At 51.1% G+C, this 14,254-nt stretch carries 12 protein-coding genes; 3 read left to right on the top strand and 9 right to left on the bottom strand.

Going from position 1 to position 14,254, the window contains the following annotated elements; all coding sequences use genetic code 11:
• The first annotated feature begins 25 nt into the window (after positions 1 to 25).
• A complete protein-coding gene (locus tag METLU_RS0119080) occupies positions 26 to 1,660 on the top strand; it encodes an alpha-D-glucose phosphate-specific phosphoglucomutase (RefSeq protein WP_027159624.1) in 1,635 nt (544 codons plus the stop codon).
• 35 nt (positions 1,661 to 1,695) lie between these two features.
• On the opposite strand, the gene METLU_RS0119075 is transcribed toward METLU_RS0119080, so the two are convergent.
• The 3 genes from METLU_RS0119075 to rluD are packed head-to-tail and all read right to left on the bottom strand — an operon-like array spanning position 1,696 to position 4,187.
• Positions 1,696 to 2,517 (bottom strand): ZIP family metal transporter, encoded by an 822-nt coding sequence (locus METLU_RS0119075; protein ID WP_027159623.1) that lies wholly within the window; start codon positions 2,515 to 2,517, stop codon positions 1,696 to 1,698.
• Between the two features lie 4 nt (positions 2,518 to 2,521).
• Complete coding sequence (gene pgeF, locus METLU_RS0119070; RefSeq protein ID WP_027159622.1) at positions 2,522 to 3,256, bottom strand: peptidoglycan editing factor PgeF; 735 nt, start codon at positions 3,254 to 3,256, stop codon at positions 2,522 to 2,524.
• The gene (gene rluD, locus METLU_RS0119065) at positions 3,243 to 4,187 is read right to left on the bottom strand and encodes a 23S rRNA pseudouridine(1911/1915/1917) synthase RluD (protein ID WP_027159621.1); all 945 of its coding nucleotides are present in this window, start codon (positions 4,185 to 4,187) and stop codon (positions 3,243 to 3,245) included. Before rluD ends, pgeF begins: the two co-directional genes overlap by 14 nt.
• 118 nt (positions 4,188 to 4,305) lie before the next feature.
• Between rluD and METLU_RS0119060 the strand changes: the two genes are divergently transcribed.
• Positions 4,306 to 5,145 carry an outer membrane protein assembly factor BamD gene (locus tag METLU_RS0119060; RefSeq protein WP_027159620.1) on the top strand — a complete coding sequence of 280 codons (840 nt, stop codon included), beginning with the start codon at positions 4,306 to 4,308 and terminating at the stop codon, positions 5,143 to 5,145.
• Positions 5,146 to 5,225: 80 nt separating this feature from the next.
• Here METLU_RS0119060 and phoU read toward each other — a convergent pair whose 3' ends face one another.
• The 6 genes from phoU to METLU_RS0119030 all read right to left on the bottom strand — a co-directional run bounded on the left by phoU (position 5,226) and on the right by METLU_RS0119030 (position 12,588).
• Positions 5,226 to 5,942, bottom strand: a complete 717-nt coding sequence (gene phoU / locus METLU_RS0119055) for a phosphate signaling complex protein PhoU (RefSeq protein WP_027159619.1) — start codon at positions 5,940 to 5,942, stop codon at positions 5,226 to 5,228.
• A gap of 14 nt (positions 5,943 to 5,956) precedes the next feature.
• Positions 5,957 to 6,790: a phosphate ABC transporter ATP-binding protein PstB gene (gene pstB, locus METLU_RS0119050; RefSeq protein ID WP_027159618.1), complete on the bottom strand. Its 834-nt coding sequence runs from the start codon at positions 6,788 to 6,790 to the stop codon at positions 5,957 to 5,959.
• Positions 6,791 to 6,796: 6 nt separating this feature from the next.
• On the bottom strand, positions 6,797 to 8,452 hold the full coding sequence (gene pstA, locus METLU_RS0119045; RefSeq protein ID WP_027159617.1) for a phosphate ABC transporter permease PstA: 1,656 nt from the start codon (positions 8,450 to 8,452) through the stop codon (positions 6,797 to 6,799).
• The gene (locus tag METLU_RS0119040; protein WP_036243920.1) at positions 8,449 to 10,719 is read right to left on the bottom strand and encodes an ABC transporter permease subunit; all 2,271 of its coding nucleotides are present in this window, start codon (positions 10,717 to 10,719) and stop codon (positions 8,449 to 8,451) included. The genes pstA and METLU_RS0119040 overlap by 4 nt, the downstream gene beginning before the upstream one ends.
• A gap of 271 nt (positions 10,720 to 10,990) precedes the next feature.
• Entirely contained in the window at positions 10,991 to 11,977 is a 987-nt protein-coding gene (locus tag METLU_RS0119035) for a PstS family phosphate ABC transporter substrate-binding protein (protein ID WP_027159615.1), read from the bottom strand.
• Between the two features lie 95 nt (positions 11,978 to 12,072).
• Positions 12,073 to 12,588, bottom strand: coding sequence for a SixA phosphatase family protein (locus METLU_RS0119030; protein ID WP_027159614.1), 516 nt, complete (start codon positions 12,586 to 12,588; stop codon positions 12,073 to 12,075).
• A gap of 114 nt (positions 12,589 to 12,702) precedes the next feature.
• Here METLU_RS0119030 and METLU_RS0119025 point away from each other — a divergent pair, with 114 nt between their 5' ends.
• Positions 12,703 to 14,238: a CHAD domain-containing protein gene (locus METLU_RS0119025; protein ID WP_027159613.1), complete on the top strand. Its 1,536-nt coding sequence runs from the start codon at positions 12,703 to 12,705 to the stop codon at positions 14,236 to 14,238.
• Positions 14,239 to 14,254: the final 16 nt, after the last annotated feature.

Here is a 14,254-nt window from a genome sequence, read left to right as displayed (position 1 = left end):
ATAATTGTCGCATTAAGGCACAAATATGCAAATAGAAACGATCACCACCCATCCCTATAACGACCAGAATCCGGGTACATCCGGACTTCGAAAAAAAGTAAAAACATTTCAGCAACCTGGCTATCTGGAAAATTTTGTCCAGTCCATCTTTGATTCCCTGGATGGCTTTGCCGACAAAAAGCTCGTACTGGGTGGTGATGGCCGATATTTTAATCGAACTGCCCTACAAATCATCATTAAAATAGCGGCTGCCAATAGTTTTGGAGAGCTGATTATCGGCCAGGGCGGTTTATTGTCCACACCGGCGGCATCGCATCTGATCAGAAAAAACAGGGCCTTCGGCGGTCTGATCCTCTCAGCCAGCCATAACCCGGGTGGCCCTGATGAAGACTTCGGCATTAAATACAATGCCGACAATGGCGGGCCCGCGTCGGAAAAATACACGAGTGCATTTTATGAACGCAGCCGATCTATCGACAATTACAAAATCGCAGTCATGGCCGACGTAGACCTGGACAGCGTCGGCACGCAGCAGATCGGCGATATTAAAATCACGATTGTTGATCCGGTGACCGATTATGCCCAACTGATGCAGTCGATTTTCGATTTCCCGCTGCTGAAGCAGAGCATCAGTTCCGGCTATATCAGTTTGTGCTTCGATGCCATGCATGCCATTACCGGCCCGTATGCCAAAAGAATACTGGAAGACATGCTGGGCGCGCAGCCAGGTTCAGTCATTAATGCCGAACCGCTCGAGGACTTCGGCGGCCATCATCCTGATCCTAACCTGGCCCACGCGCAGGAACTGGCCGCGCAAATGTTCAGCCCTGCCGCACCAACTTTTGGCGCGGCTTCCGATGGCGATGGCGACCGCAATATGATCATGGGCGACCATATCTTCGTTACGCCCAGCGACAGCCTCGCCATTATGGCGGCCAATGCACATTTGATCCCGGCCTATGCCAAAGGCTTGAGCGGCGTCGCACGCTCGATGCCGACCAGCCAGGCCGTCGACCGCGTCGCGGCCAAATATAACATTCCGTGCTATGAAACACCGACCGGCTGGAAATTTTTCGGCAACCTGCTCGATGCAGACAAAATCACGATCTGCGGCGAAGAAAGTTTCGGCACCGGCTCCAATCATGTTCGCGAAAAAGACGGATTATGGGCCGTGCTGTTCTGGCTGAACCTGATCGCCAGGAAACGTCAACCGGTTGCCGATATTGTGCATGATCACTGGCAGAAATTTGGCCGCGATATCTACAGCCGCCACGACTACGAAGCCGTGGCGAGCAATATAGCCAGCGGCATTATCGAACACCTCAGATCCCAACTGCCGACACTGGCAGGTCAATCATTCGGCGAATACGTCGTCAAATTTGCCGATGAATTCAGCTATCAGGATCCGATAGACGACAGCATCAGCAGCAACCAGGGCATACGCATCGGCTTTGAGAACGGCTCGAGGATTGTGTTCCGCCTGTCGGGCACCGGCACGGTCGGCGCCACGCTGAGAATCTACCTGGAACGGTTCGAGATCAATGCCGACAAGCACGATCAGGATGCGCAAGTTGCGCTGGCCGATCTGATCGATCTCGCCGAACAATTGTGCGAAGTTAAAAAGCGTACCGGTCGAACCGAACCGACTGTCATTACCTGACAGCAAGCTCAAGGTGCAGGGCTTGATCCCTGCGCCTATACCTCAACACCATGGGCGATACCGTGCATGAGGCAAACCAGCAGCACACCCGCCAGAATCAGGGCAATCTGTTGCAAGGACGCTTTCATGTCGGTTTTCTTGTGCAGCGACGGTATCAAGTCGGCGACGGCAATATAGATAAAGCTTGAAGCCGCCAGCGCCAGAAAATACGGCAGACTGTCATGTAAATCTTCCAGACTGAAATAAGCCAGCACGCCGCCCACGACCGTTGTCAAACTGGCCAGAATGTTATAGAACAGCGCCTTGCCTTTACTATAGCCGCTCTGCAATAAAATCGCGAAATCGCCGACTTCCTGCGGAATCTCGTGCGCGGCGACCGCCAGACTGGTTACGATGCCCAGTTTTACGTCGGTTAAAAACGCAGCCGCGATCAGGACGCCGTCAACAAAATTGTGGATGCTGTCGCCCAGAATGATCAATGCCCCGGCAGACTTGCCGTGACCATGACTGTGCGCATGCACATGATCGTGCGCCTCTTCATCGCCGTGCGCTTCACAGCCGCCGCCGTAATGGCAATGGCGCCAGATCAGCAGTTTCTCCAGAACGAAAAAACCGAGCACGCCGGCCAGAATAGTCCCGGACAAGGGCTGGATCTGCTCCGGCCTGACATTTTCGAACGCATGAGGAATCAAACCCCAGAAGGCGACGGCTAACAGCGCGCCAGTGGCAAAGCTGATCCCGTGCGGCAGAACCGCTTCCCTGCGCTTATCCGGCATTAATAGAAAGACTGCGGCAGCCATAACGCTTAAAAGACCACCTATGGCGGTAAAAATAACAATAAATACCAATAAACTCACTACTTCAGTCTCTCCAGATTAATGTCGCCATGCGTCCTGTCTCTTTATCCCGGCGATAAGAATAAAAACGGTCATGGTCTGTGACGGTACAGAAATGACCGCCATAAATTCGGTCTATGCCAAGAGAGGCCAAATCCACGCGCGCCAGCTGATAAATATCGGCCAGCCATTTGCCGTTGCCGCACTCTTTAAAAGCCGTTGCGAACTCTGCTGATTTTTCAATGAAAGCCTCTCGCACTTCGGCGCCGACCTCAAAACACGCGGGCCCGATCGCAGGCCCCAGCCAGACCAGCAGATCCTGATTGCCCATTGCCGCCACCGTGTTGCCGATCACGCCGGACAGCAGGCCCCGCCAGCCGGCATGAATGGCCGCGATCCGGTTGCCTCCCGTATTGCAGACCAGCAGCGGCAAACAGTCGGCCGTCAGCACCGCGCAGACAACCCCCGGCTTATCGGCATAGCTTGCATCGGCCTGCTCCAGCGATTGTGATTTCGCCGCATCGATGGCTTTGTTGCTGTGGATTTGCTCCAGCCAGACAGGCTCGGCAGGCAGTCCCAGCATGGCTTTGATAATCTGCCGATTCTGCCTGACCGCTTCGACATTATCGCCGACATGCGTGGCCGGATTTAAACTGGCAAAACCGCCGCTACTGACGCCGCCGGTGCGCAAAGTCGTCGCCGCATGCACGTGGCCGGGCGCGGGCCAGTCCGGTTCAAGCCAATGTTTATTGCTGTTCATTTTCAGCCAACGCTTCAAGCAAACTGACCATGTCTTCGGGCAAGGGTTGCTCCCATTCCAGATATTCATCGGTAACCGGATGACGCAATCCCAATTTTGCCGCATGCAGCGCCTGGCGCTTGAAGTTGCGCAATTCCTGTTCCAGGCGCTCGCTGCAGTGAGGCGGCATTTGGAAGCGCCCGCCGTAAACCTGATCGCCGACCAGCGGGTAGCGGATATGCGCCATGTGCACGCGAATCTGATGCGTACGGCCGGTTTCGAGCTTGACCCGAATCAGTGTGTGGCCGGTAAATCGCTGAATGACGCGGTAATGAGTCACGGCAAACTTGCCGGAGTCCTTGACCGCATAGCGCTTGCGATCGGTTGGATGCCTGCCGATCGGCTCATCGACCGTGCCGCCCGCCGTCATGCGGCCGCGCGCAATAGCCAGATACTCGCGCGTAATTTCGCGCTCCTGCAGTTGCTGAGCCAGACTATTATGCGCCTGCAGCGTCTTGGCGATCATCAGCAGTCCGCTGGTTTCCTTGTCGATGCGATGGATGATGCCGGCTCGCGGCAAGGTCTCCAGATTCGGTTCATGATGCAGCAAGGCATTCAGCAAGGTACCGTTCCAGTTCCCGACAGCCGGATGTACAACCAGTCCGGCCGGCTTATTGACGATCAGCAAGCTTTCGTCTTCGTAAATGATATCCAAAGGAATTTCTTCGGGCTCACAGGTAATAACCACTTCCGGCTCGGCATCCAGCGTTATTTCCTCACCGCCTTCCAGCTTGTCTTTCGGCTTAAGTGTTAAGCCGTTGACCTGTACGCGACCCGATTTGATCCAGGTTTGCAATTTGCTGCGCGAATAATCGGCAAACAATTCCGCAAGCACCTGATCCAAACGCATACCGGCTAATTCTAAAGGCACTTCTGCCGTTAATCTTGTCATAACAAATTCTTCTGATTAACTCGATGTTAAGTTATACTCGCCGGTTATATGGCCATTTCAAGCGCTGCGGCTATATCCTGCGAGAAAACTTCTAATATTACAACGTGTCGTTAGCACTATGCGATTAATTTTAATAAAATTTTTATTCATCTGCTGTTTAAGCCTGTCTATTGGCGGCTGCGAGACGCTTAAAGAATTCACGTCTGGCGACTCCGATACAACAGACGAATACGCGGACTGGAATGCCGAGAAGTTTCGCACGGAAGCTAAAGCAGCTGTAGACAACGGCAATTATGAAAAGGCGATCAAACTCTATGAAGCGCTGGAGTCACGCTATCCGTTTGGAGAAGAGGCTGCGCAAACCCAATTGGATCTGGCTTATGCTTATTTCAAAGGTGATGATCCTGAAGCAGCAATCGCCGCCGCCGACCGGTTTATCAAAACCAACCCCAGGAGTCCCGGCGTTGATTATGCGTATTATTTAAAAGGCCTGGTTAATTACAATCGCGGCATTGGCTTTATTGATCGTTTCCTGCCGACCGATACATCACAGCGCGATACAAGCAGTGCTCGCGATGCCTATGATAATTTCGCCGAACTGCTGCGCAGATTCCCGGAAAGCAAATACGTGCCTGATGCCAAACAGCGCATGATTGCGCTTAACAACAACCTGGCCATGCATGAAGTCCATGTTGCGCGCTTTTACATGAAGCGCAAGGCTTACATTGCCGCCGTCAACAGAGCGACTTATGTTGTGGAGAAGTACCAGCGCACGCCTGCCGTTCCCTATGCGCTACAAATTTTGCAGGAAGCCTATGCGGCCCTTCAGATGACAGATCTTGCCGCGGATGCGGACAGAATTTACGAATTGAACTACCCGGATGGCCCGCCTGTGCCCGAGCATAAAAGCTCTACCTTATCGCACAAAATCTGGGATTTTATCGGTTTGGAAGAGTAACGCCAAAACTGGCATCCGATGCGTCAACCGGCTGTTCTAAAAAAGGCGGGTATCCAACGATATCCCGCCTTTTTTAACACCTAACCTTTTATCTTCTTCTCAAGCTCGGCCTGGGTCATATGCCGCACGTCCTCGCCTTTGACCATATAGATGACGTTCTCGCAGATGTTGACCGAATGATCGCCGATTCTTTCAAGCGCTCTGGCTGTCCACAGCACATCCAGCGTGCGCGTGATATTTCTCGGGTCTTCCATCATGCGCGTGATCAGTTGCCGGATAATGCTGCCATATTCACGGTCGACATCTTCATCGCGTCCGGTAATGGCCGTCACATTCTCTATGCTCATCCTGGCGAATGCATCCAAAGCGCCATGCAGCATGTCCCTGACCAGATCGGCCATATGCTGCAGTTCATAATATTGCTCATGCTTGTTGCCGTCAGTATCAGATAAACGTATCGCCATTTCAGCAATTCGCTCGGCCATGTCGCCGACTCTTTCAAGCTCGTTAATGGTTTTAATGACGGTGATCAGCAACCGTAGATCGAATGCGGCCGGCTGCCTCAGCGCCAGAATCTGCATGCATTCCTGATCAATGAGCATTTCCAGCGCGTCGACCTGATTATCCTGTTTGATAACCAGTTCGGCCATTTCCATATCGCCGGTCATGAAAGCTTCAACCGCCTTCTCTATCTGCTGCTCAACCAGTCCGCCCATCGTTAATACATTATTGCGGATGTCTTCCAGTTCCTTGTTGAACTGTCCCGAAATATGCTGCCCAATTTTGCTGTTATCCATGGTTCTCTCCCGGTTTAACCATACCGTCCGGTAATGTAATCTTCTGTCTGTTTCTTTTTGGGATTGGTAAATAACTCACTGGTATGTCCCATCTCGATCAGTTCGCCCATGTACATGAAAGCCGTATAGTCTGAAACGCGCGCCGCCTGTTGCATATTGTGCGTCACAATGACAATGGTGTATTTTTCCTTCAGCTCATTGATCAACTCTTCAATTTTCAAAGTTGAAATGGGATCCAGGGCCGATGCGGGCTCATCCAGCAACAACACTTCAGGCTCAATGGCAATGGCCCGGGCAATAACCAGTCGTTGCTGCTGTCCGCCCGACAATCCCAAGGCATTATCATTCAGGCGGTCTTTTACCTCATCCCAGATGGCCGCGCCGCGCAAGGCATTCTCGACCGTTTCATCCAGGGTGCGCTTGTCGTTGATGCCCTGAATTCTGAGCCCATACGCGACATTTTCAAAGATGGACTTGGGGAAAGGATTGGGTTTTTGAAACACCATGCCCACGCGTCTGCGCAAAGCGGCCACATTCACCGATTTATTATAGATGTCTTCATTTTCGAGCAGGATTTTGCCTTCGATTCGGACATTGTCGACCAGATCGTTCATGCGGTTAATGCAGCGCAGCAGCGTTGATTTACCGCAACCGCTGGGCCCGATATAAGCGGTGACCCTTTTCCTGGGCATTTCCATATTGATGCCGTGCAGAGCCTGTTTATCGCCATAGAACAGCTTCAAGTTCTCTATTTTGATACAGGTTTCCTGCTGGCTTCGCGGTTTTGCCTGACCTCGTAAAATGGAATCCATATCGATTGCATGCGTTCTTACGTTTTCTGTTGCCATTCTTTATTAACCTTCTAATGCTCGGTATTTTTCGCGCAGATGATTTCTGATTCTAACCGCCGCCAAATTAAGCCCGACTATGACTATGACCAGCAGCAATGATGTGGCGTAAACCAGAGGCCTTGCCGCCTCCACGTTCGGGCTTTGGAAGCCGACATCATAAATATGAAATCCCAAATGCATAAATTTTCTGTCCAAATGCAAAAACGGGAAATTGCCGTCCAGTGGCAATGACGGCGCCAGCTTGACGACTCCGACCAGCATCAGCGGAGCCACTTCCCCAGCCGCCCGCGCGACCGCCAGGATCAGGCCGGTCATCATAGCCGGACTCGCCATCGGCAATACCGTGCGCCATAGTGTTTCCACTTTGGTAGCGCCCAATGCCAGACTGCCTTCGCGTATCGACTTGGGGATACGCGCCAGTCCTTCTTCGGTAGAAACGATTACCACCGGCAGCGTCAGCAAGGCCAGCGTGATCGAGGCCCACAGCAGTCCCGGCGTGCCGAAAACCGGCGCGGGCGCTGCTTCAGGATAAAACAGCCGGTCGATATTGCCGCCTAAGATATAGACAAAAAAGCCCAAACCGAATACGCCATAAACCACCGAAGGCACGCCAGCCAGATTGTTTACAGCGATTCTGATCAGCCGTGTCGTAAAGCCCTGCTTGGCGTATTCGCGTAAATACACAGCGGCAATCACGCCAAATGGCGTCACGATAATCGACATAATGATCACCATCATGATCGTCCCGAAAATCGCCGGAAAAATACCACCTTCAGTATTAGCTTCGCGCGGGCTGTCCGTTAAAAACTCGATGAGCTTGCGTCCATAGTGAACTATTTTATCGCCTATACTCATAGCGTTAGGCTGATACAGCCTAACTATTTTAGCCAACGGTATCTCAAGCTCGTTGCCGCTTGCAATCTTTGCCACCAGACTGTCGCGCCTGATTTGCCGATACAGCTCAGCCAATTGATCCTGATAGCGTTTGTAGTCGGCATCATATTCGGCTTTTTCAGCCGCTATCTGCTGTTCCGCCTCCTGATTCCATTGTCCATCCAGTTGGAGACGTTTCTGTTTAAGCCTTAAACGCTCCAGACCATAGTTGACCGCGCCGATTTCTTTTTTCTCAATCCGTGTTATCTCGTCAAAGATAGCCGAAGCCGCATCTATTCTTTCCAATGCAGCAGGCAGGGCCTGCTCGCCCACAGCTATCGTATTGCCGCTCTCTTTAACGGCGACCAGATAACCATAAAAATTGCCCCACTCCCGGCGTTCCAAAACCATAATATCAACTGGAAACTGCTGGCTCTGGATATTGCGTTCCTGTATCCAGCGAAAATCGGCGCCGAGCACATCCCGGTTTCCAATTTTGATCAGATATTGCACCAGCGTGTCTTCATTATCGGCCATCTCATAGCCGGCCGCTTTTGCCATGGCGGCCCCGGTGATGCTGGTATTGGCTATCTCGCCAACCACAGTCTCGGGCTGCCCACCCTCTTCCTGATAAACGATTTCGGCGACATCGGACGGCCAGAAATGCCCGGCCCCTTTCAAAGTCACCAAAGCCAGTAAGCCGACGACAAAGATAAGACAGATACTGACCGCCGCCGCGTTGAGCCATACCCACGGCGAACCGCTTTTAAACCATTGTTTGATCATAATGAACTGTATTTTTCGCGTAGGCGCTGACGGATGACTTCGGCCAGCGTGTTAACAATAAAGGTGAACAGAAATAATACCAGTGCTGCCAAAAACAGCACCCGATAGTGCGTACTTTCAACTTCGGCTTCCGGCATTTCAACGGCAATATTGGCCGATAAGGTGCGCATGCCTTGAAAGACGCTTAAATCCATAACCGGCGTATTGCCCGTCGCCATCAATACAATCATCGTCTCGCCGACGGCCCGGCCCAGCCCGATCATGATTGCCGAGAAAATCCCCGGGCTGGCTGTCAACAGCACGACTTTAGTCATGGTCTGCCAGGGCGTGGCACCCAATGCCAGCGAGCCGACCGTTAAATGTTTCGGGACACTGAAAATAGCGTCCTCAGCAATCGAATAAATCGTCGGGATCACGGCAAAGCCCATCGCTACACCGACCACCAGGGCGTTGCGCTGATCATAGCCAATACCCAGCTCGGCTTTAAACCAATCGCGCAGACTACCATTGAACAACGCTGATTCCAGCGGAACGCTGACCGCAAAAGCAAACCAGGCGCTTAGTAAAATGATCGGTATCAACAATGCCGCATCCCAGCCTTCCGGCACTTTGTGCCGCACGTCTTCAGGCAGGTTTTGCCAGAGAAAGGCAAATAGCATCACGGCCAGAGGCACGATCATGAACAATGAAAACAAACCGGCCAGATGCGTTTCAATAAACGGCGCCAGCCAGAGGCCGGCCAGAAAGCCCAGAATAACGGTCGGCAGCGCGCCCATCATTTCGATGCTCGGTTTTACATAGCGGCGCATGCCCGGCGCCATAAAGTAGGCCGTATAGATGGCCCCCATCAGCGACAAAGGCACGGCAAACAGCATCGAATAAAATGCCGCCTTCAAGGTGCCGAACACCAGGGGCACCAGGCTGTATTTAGGCTCGAAATCATTGCTTGCCGAAGAAGACTGCCAGATATAGCTGGGCTTCGGATAACTTTCGTACCAGACTTCCTGCCAAAGCACCTTCATCGAAACTTCAGGATGCTCGTTTTCAACACGCCAGAAATGCAGCGTGTTATCGCCGGATTGCACTAAGAACGCATTGGCTTTAGGCGATAATGTTGCCGCGACAGAGCCCGGCTCACCGACTGGCTCTTTAATCAGCTCTCTTTCAGCGGTTGAATGATAGATACCGACGACACCGTCGGCATCCAGTGTCATAAAACCTTTACGGCGCTGCTCGGCGTGGATGTCAATGACAGGGCTGTCGGAAACCTTGAATGATCTGATCTTCCGCAGGGCTGGCCGATTCAACTCGTCCCTGACCTGACTCCATTGCGACACCAGTCCGCTGGAATCGCCAACCAGCAGCGACAGATCGCCGTTTAGAAAGGCGATACTGGTAATTTTTTCGCCCGCCGCCACCACATTCTGATGTTGGCGGATAACCGGGGCGCTTTTATTGCTGATATCAAAAAAACTCAAGCGGCCGTCGCTGCTGACCAGATACAGATTGCGTTGTTCCTTATCGATAATAATGTCGGTCAGGTTAAATGCCGGCATGTCCAGAACGGCATCGGTACGCTCCAGTCCTGCCTCTTCATCAAATAAGGACTCCTTTTTCTCAAAGCTGACCAGGCGGACCTTGTCCGCAGTTTTGGCCACAATCGTGTTTGTGCCATCGGTTTTAACAGCGATTTTTTCCAGAGCCGCGCCAGTGTCGTCCACCACCAGTGGCGCTTCGCCCAATGGATAGGTCAGGGATGGCGTAATGACCCGCTTGTCATTCGTATAAGACGCCTGGTATTGGGATTTTACGACGATCGCGCGACCATCGGACAAGCCATAAATGACCACGCCCTCGGCCGGACTGCCCTGTGCAAAACTGCTGATATGCGCGCCTGCCGGTATCAGGACCGTTTTTACGTCTACCGTTCTGCCTGTCGCTGCTTCAAAAAATACAACCTGTCCACTATCGGTGAATCGGGCAGCCATTTCATTTTGCTCTTCCATCGCCAGCAGCACGGTGCTGCCCAGTTTTTTTTCGGGCGCGTCATAGTGTGCAACTGATTCCGCTGTCGCGGGCACAAATAAAGGAAAAACCGAATACAGCAAAAAGAAGAAAATCAATACGATAGCGACGATGACGCCCAGACCGCCTATCATGACGCCATAACGGGCCAGATGGTCTTTTATCAGTCGCAATTGAGGGTAATATCTGCCGGCATCGTTTTTTATACCCGCAGACTGACTGCCGATATTATTTGTATCCATAGATTGACTGCCGGTATTATTTTTTGTATCCGCAGATTGATAAGTTAAATTGGTTTCAAACATGCCAATATTTTGTAAATTATTAAGACAATGAGATACAAACAAAAAAAGGCCGAGATTCATTTAGAAAATCTCAGCCGCTTTTTTGTCCGGATTAACCTCTATTATCATGAGGAGGAGAAGCAAGCATTAATCCAGCTTAACATCCTTGTTTATGCATCCCTGCACAACAATTAAAGCCCTTTTCACAACTACTCCATAATCTGTACCGTTACTTAATGGAAGCCAGCGCTTTTTCAACCGCTTTGGCGGGCAACGGGATATAGCCGTCTTTCACGACAGCCTGCTGACCTTCTTTCGATAATACCATCTTAAGAAACTCGTTCTCTAATGGCGCCAGCGGCTGGTTGGGTTTTTTATTGACGTAAACATACAGGTAACGCGCTAAAGGATATTTGCCAGACAGTGTATTTTCCGGTGTCGCGTCAATAAAAGGCTGGTTTACTGCTTTTGCCAGCGGCACTGTTCTGACGCCTGATGTGCTATAACCCATACCGGAATAGCCGATGCCGTTCACTGATGTCGTCACTGCCTGAACCACTGAAGCGGAACCGGGTTGTTCATTGACGTTGTCCTTGAAGTCGCCTTTGCACAAAGTTTCTTCTTTAAAAAAGCCGTAAGTACCGGAAACCGAGTTACGTCCGTATAACTGAATGCTTTTACCCTGCCAGGCGCCGGTAAGTCCCGCTTCGCCCCAGGTAGTAATGTCTTTTTCGTAACCGCATTTGCGCGTTGCCGAAAAAATCGCATCGGCCTGGGCCAGCGTCAGTCCTTTAATCGGGTTGTCCTTATTGACAAAAATTGCCAAGGCATCGATAGCCACAGGCACAGCGGTAGGCTTGTAGCCGAATTTGCTTTCAAACGCATCGATCTCGTCATCCTTCATTTTACGGCTCATGGGGCCGATATTTGACGTGCCTTCAGTTAAGGCAGGAGGCGCGGTGGAAGAACCTGCCGCCTGAATCTGAATGTTGACATTCGGATAATTGCGGTTGAATTCCTCGGCCCACAGCGTCATCAGATTTGCCAGCGTATCGGAGCCGACGCTGGACAGATTACCGGAAATACCGCTGGCTTTTTGATAGCCGGGAATCGCCGCATCAACAGTCTGTGCAGCAAACACATGACTGCCGGCCAGTGAGGCGGAAACGAACCCCATGGCTGTAACTAATCGCTTTGCATTTAAGAATAATTTCATAACCTGCCTTTACTGAAGTAACTAACTTGAGACTATTATGCAAGCCATAGATGACAGCAATATGACAACACTCATTTTTCTCTACTTTACTGCGATTAACAAGCGTCGTGTAAATTCCTGGCATAAGTAATAGACAGCAGTTCCGCGCATCCGGCCTTCAGGCTATTCCACTCACAAAATATAATCAACCTCGCCAAAGCTGCTGTCGGCAATAGCTTATCTTTATCAGGCATCGCTACATTGCCTGCCAAGTCAATCAATAACGCTTCCAGCGCCGGGTTATGGCCGATCAGCAGAATCCGCTCTGCCTGAACCGGACATTCGGCCAGCGCGGCTTTCAAACCGGCCAGACCTTGCTCATACAAACGCTTGTCCCGATGAATGACCTGAGTCGCCAAGCCTAATGCCGCACAGATCATTTCCGCCGTCTCACAAGCCCTTGACGCAGGCGAACTGACTACAAAATCAGGCACCAGCTGATGCTGCTTCATCCAGACACCCATCTGCCGGGCTGCGCGTTTTCCTCTTCTGTTTAACGGTCGCTCAAAATCATCGACATTGAGATGCCAGTCCGATTTTGCATGCCGAAGCAGCCATAATTCTCTGTTCATACCCAACCTGTTGTTGCAGCTGAATGGCGGTCTGTCATTAAATGTTAATACTGTGCTGTTAGGCTTGATAGTGTTGTACCAGACACTCTTGATCCTATTACTATCCAGGCAAATATGTTCCTAGATTTTGAATTCCCCATAAATTTAACAACGGAAAAATTTATTGCTCAACTAAGCGACAAAGTAGATTTGCAACAGGTTAGCCGGCAATATACTCTCAAGACCTATTACGACAGCTTTGACTGGCGGCTCTATAGCCGCGGCATCACTTGCGAGCTTAATCAGTCGCGCTCTTCATCCACACTGATATTAAGACATCTTGAAACAGGATTAATCATCGCCGAAGAGGAGCTTGATAGCGTTCCGGCTTTCAGCAAACAATTCAAACCGGGCGAGATACGCGGCCTGATCGAGCCAGTGCTGGAGATGCGTGCCTTACTGTCTGTTTGTAAACTGGATTATCTGCGTTACCGGCTCAACATCATCAATGAACGGGAAGAAACCACGCTTCGTCTCTTTATTGAAGAACATGACCTGTACAATAACCGGGCTTCATTGCAGCCGATAAAAAGCCATGATCGTGCCGCTTTGGAAATCAGCGACTTGCTGACTACAAAGCTTAACCTGAAGCCTTCAGACGAACCGCTGCTGCTGACAGCGCTAAAACTGCAAGGCCTCAAGCCTAAAGCCTACACCTCAAAGCCGGCTATCAACCTGGACCCGGCCATGCGCTCCGATATTGCCGGCAAATTCATCTACAGCCACCTGCTGAAAACCATCAAAGACAATGAGCAGGGAACCATTGCCAGTACAGACAGCGAATTTCTGCATGATTTTCGAATCGCGATCCGCAAAACCCGGACAGGTCTTAACCAGATCAAAGGCATTCTGCCCGAGCCTTTCACTTCCTACTACGTCGAATTCTTCACCTGGCTCGGACAGATTACCAGCCAGCCTCGCAATCTGGACGTTTGCCTGTTGAATTTCGAGCACTATAAAGAAAGCCTGCCGATTTCCATGCAGGAAGACCTGAATCCCCTGCATACAGTGCTCCAGGCCAGACAACAAAAAGCTCAGAAAGAACTGGCTAGAAAACTGAAATCCGAAAAATACGTCGTCACGTTGTCCGAATGGGAGCAGTACCTGAAAGAACCGGCGTTAAAGAATCCGTTGGAACCGAATGCCAAGCGCCCCATTAAAGAATCGGCTGATCGCAGGCTATGGAAGCTATATCATCGCATTATGCAGAAAGGCGAAGCCATTAACGAACAATCTTCGGCCGAAGCCCTGCATGAAGCAAGAAAGACCTGCAAGAAACTGCACTATTTATTGGAATTTTTTCAATCCCTTTATCCTGAAAACCGGATCAAGCCTCTTATTAAATCCCTGAAAACACTCCAGACACTATTGGGCGAATTCCAGGACAGCGAAGTACAGATTCACACATTACAACTGCTCTACGAGGAAATCCCGGATAGTGCCATGCCGCCCAATACTGCCTTAGCGATTGACCGTTTGATTCAGGATCTGGACGCGCGCCGGCGCCAGGCCCGCCATAATTTCATTGAACAGTTCAGCGCTTTTAACCGGCCGGAAAATCACTCTGCGTTTAAATCGCTGTTTGTTCCTCAAAGCTTAAAAAACCTATAGCCTTGATGCTTGGCGC

It is taken from the genome of Methylobacter luteus IMV-B-3098, from assembly GCF_000427625.1.
GTDB lineage: Bacteria > Pseudomonadota > Gammaproteobacteria > Methylococcales > Methylomonadaceae > Methylobacter > Methylobacter luteus.
The sequence above is the reverse complement of the archived record's forward strand: the minus strand, read 5'-3'. Positions and strand labels throughout refer to the sequence as shown.

What these genes read in the sequence shown, in the direction of transcription:
- pstA (WP_027159617.1), bottom strand. Translation starts at nt 8,452, where the DNA reads ATGATCAAACAATGGTTTAAAAGCGGTTCGCCGTGGGTATGGCTCAAC.
- rluD (WP_027159621.1), bottom strand. Translation starts at nt 4,187, where the DNA reads ATGACAAGATTAACGGCAGAAGTGCCTTTAGAATTAGCCGGTATGCGT.
- METLU_RS0119035 (WP_027159615.1), bottom strand. Translation starts at nt 11,977, where the DNA reads ATGAAATTATTCTTAAATGCAAAGCGATTAGTTACAGCCATGGGGTTC.
- METLU_RS0119040 (WP_036243920.1), bottom strand. Translation starts at nt 10,719, where the DNA reads ATGGATACAAATAATATCGGCAGTCAGTCTGCGGGTATAAAAAACGAT.
- pstB (WP_027159618.1), bottom strand. Translation starts at nt 6,790, where the DNA reads ATGGCAACAGAAAACGTAAGAACGCATGCAATCGATATGGATTCCATT.
- METLU_RS0119030 (WP_027159614.1), bottom strand. Translation starts at nt 12,588, where the DNA reads ATGAACAGAGAATTATGGCTGCTTCGGCATGCAAAATCGGACTGGCAT.
- METLU_RS0119025 (WP_027159613.1), top strand. Translation starts at nt 12,703, where the DNA reads ATGTTCCTAGATTTTGAATTCCCCATAAATTTAACAACGGAAAAATTT.
- METLU_RS0119080 (WP_027159624.1), top strand. Translation starts at nt 26, where the DNA reads ATGCAAATAGAAACGATCACCACCCATCCCTATAACGACCAGAATCCG.
- phoU (WP_027159619.1), bottom strand. Translation starts at nt 5,942, where the DNA reads ATGGATAACAGCAAAATTGGGCAGCATATTTCGGGACAGTTCAACAAG.
- METLU_RS0119060 (WP_027159620.1), top strand. Translation starts at nt 4,306, where the DNA reads ATGCGATTAATTTTAATAAAATTTTTATTCATCTGCTGTTTAAGCCTG.
- pgeF (WP_027159622.1), bottom strand. Translation starts at nt 3,256, where the DNA reads ATGAACAGCAATAAACATTGGCTTGAACCGGACTGGCCCGCGCCCGGC.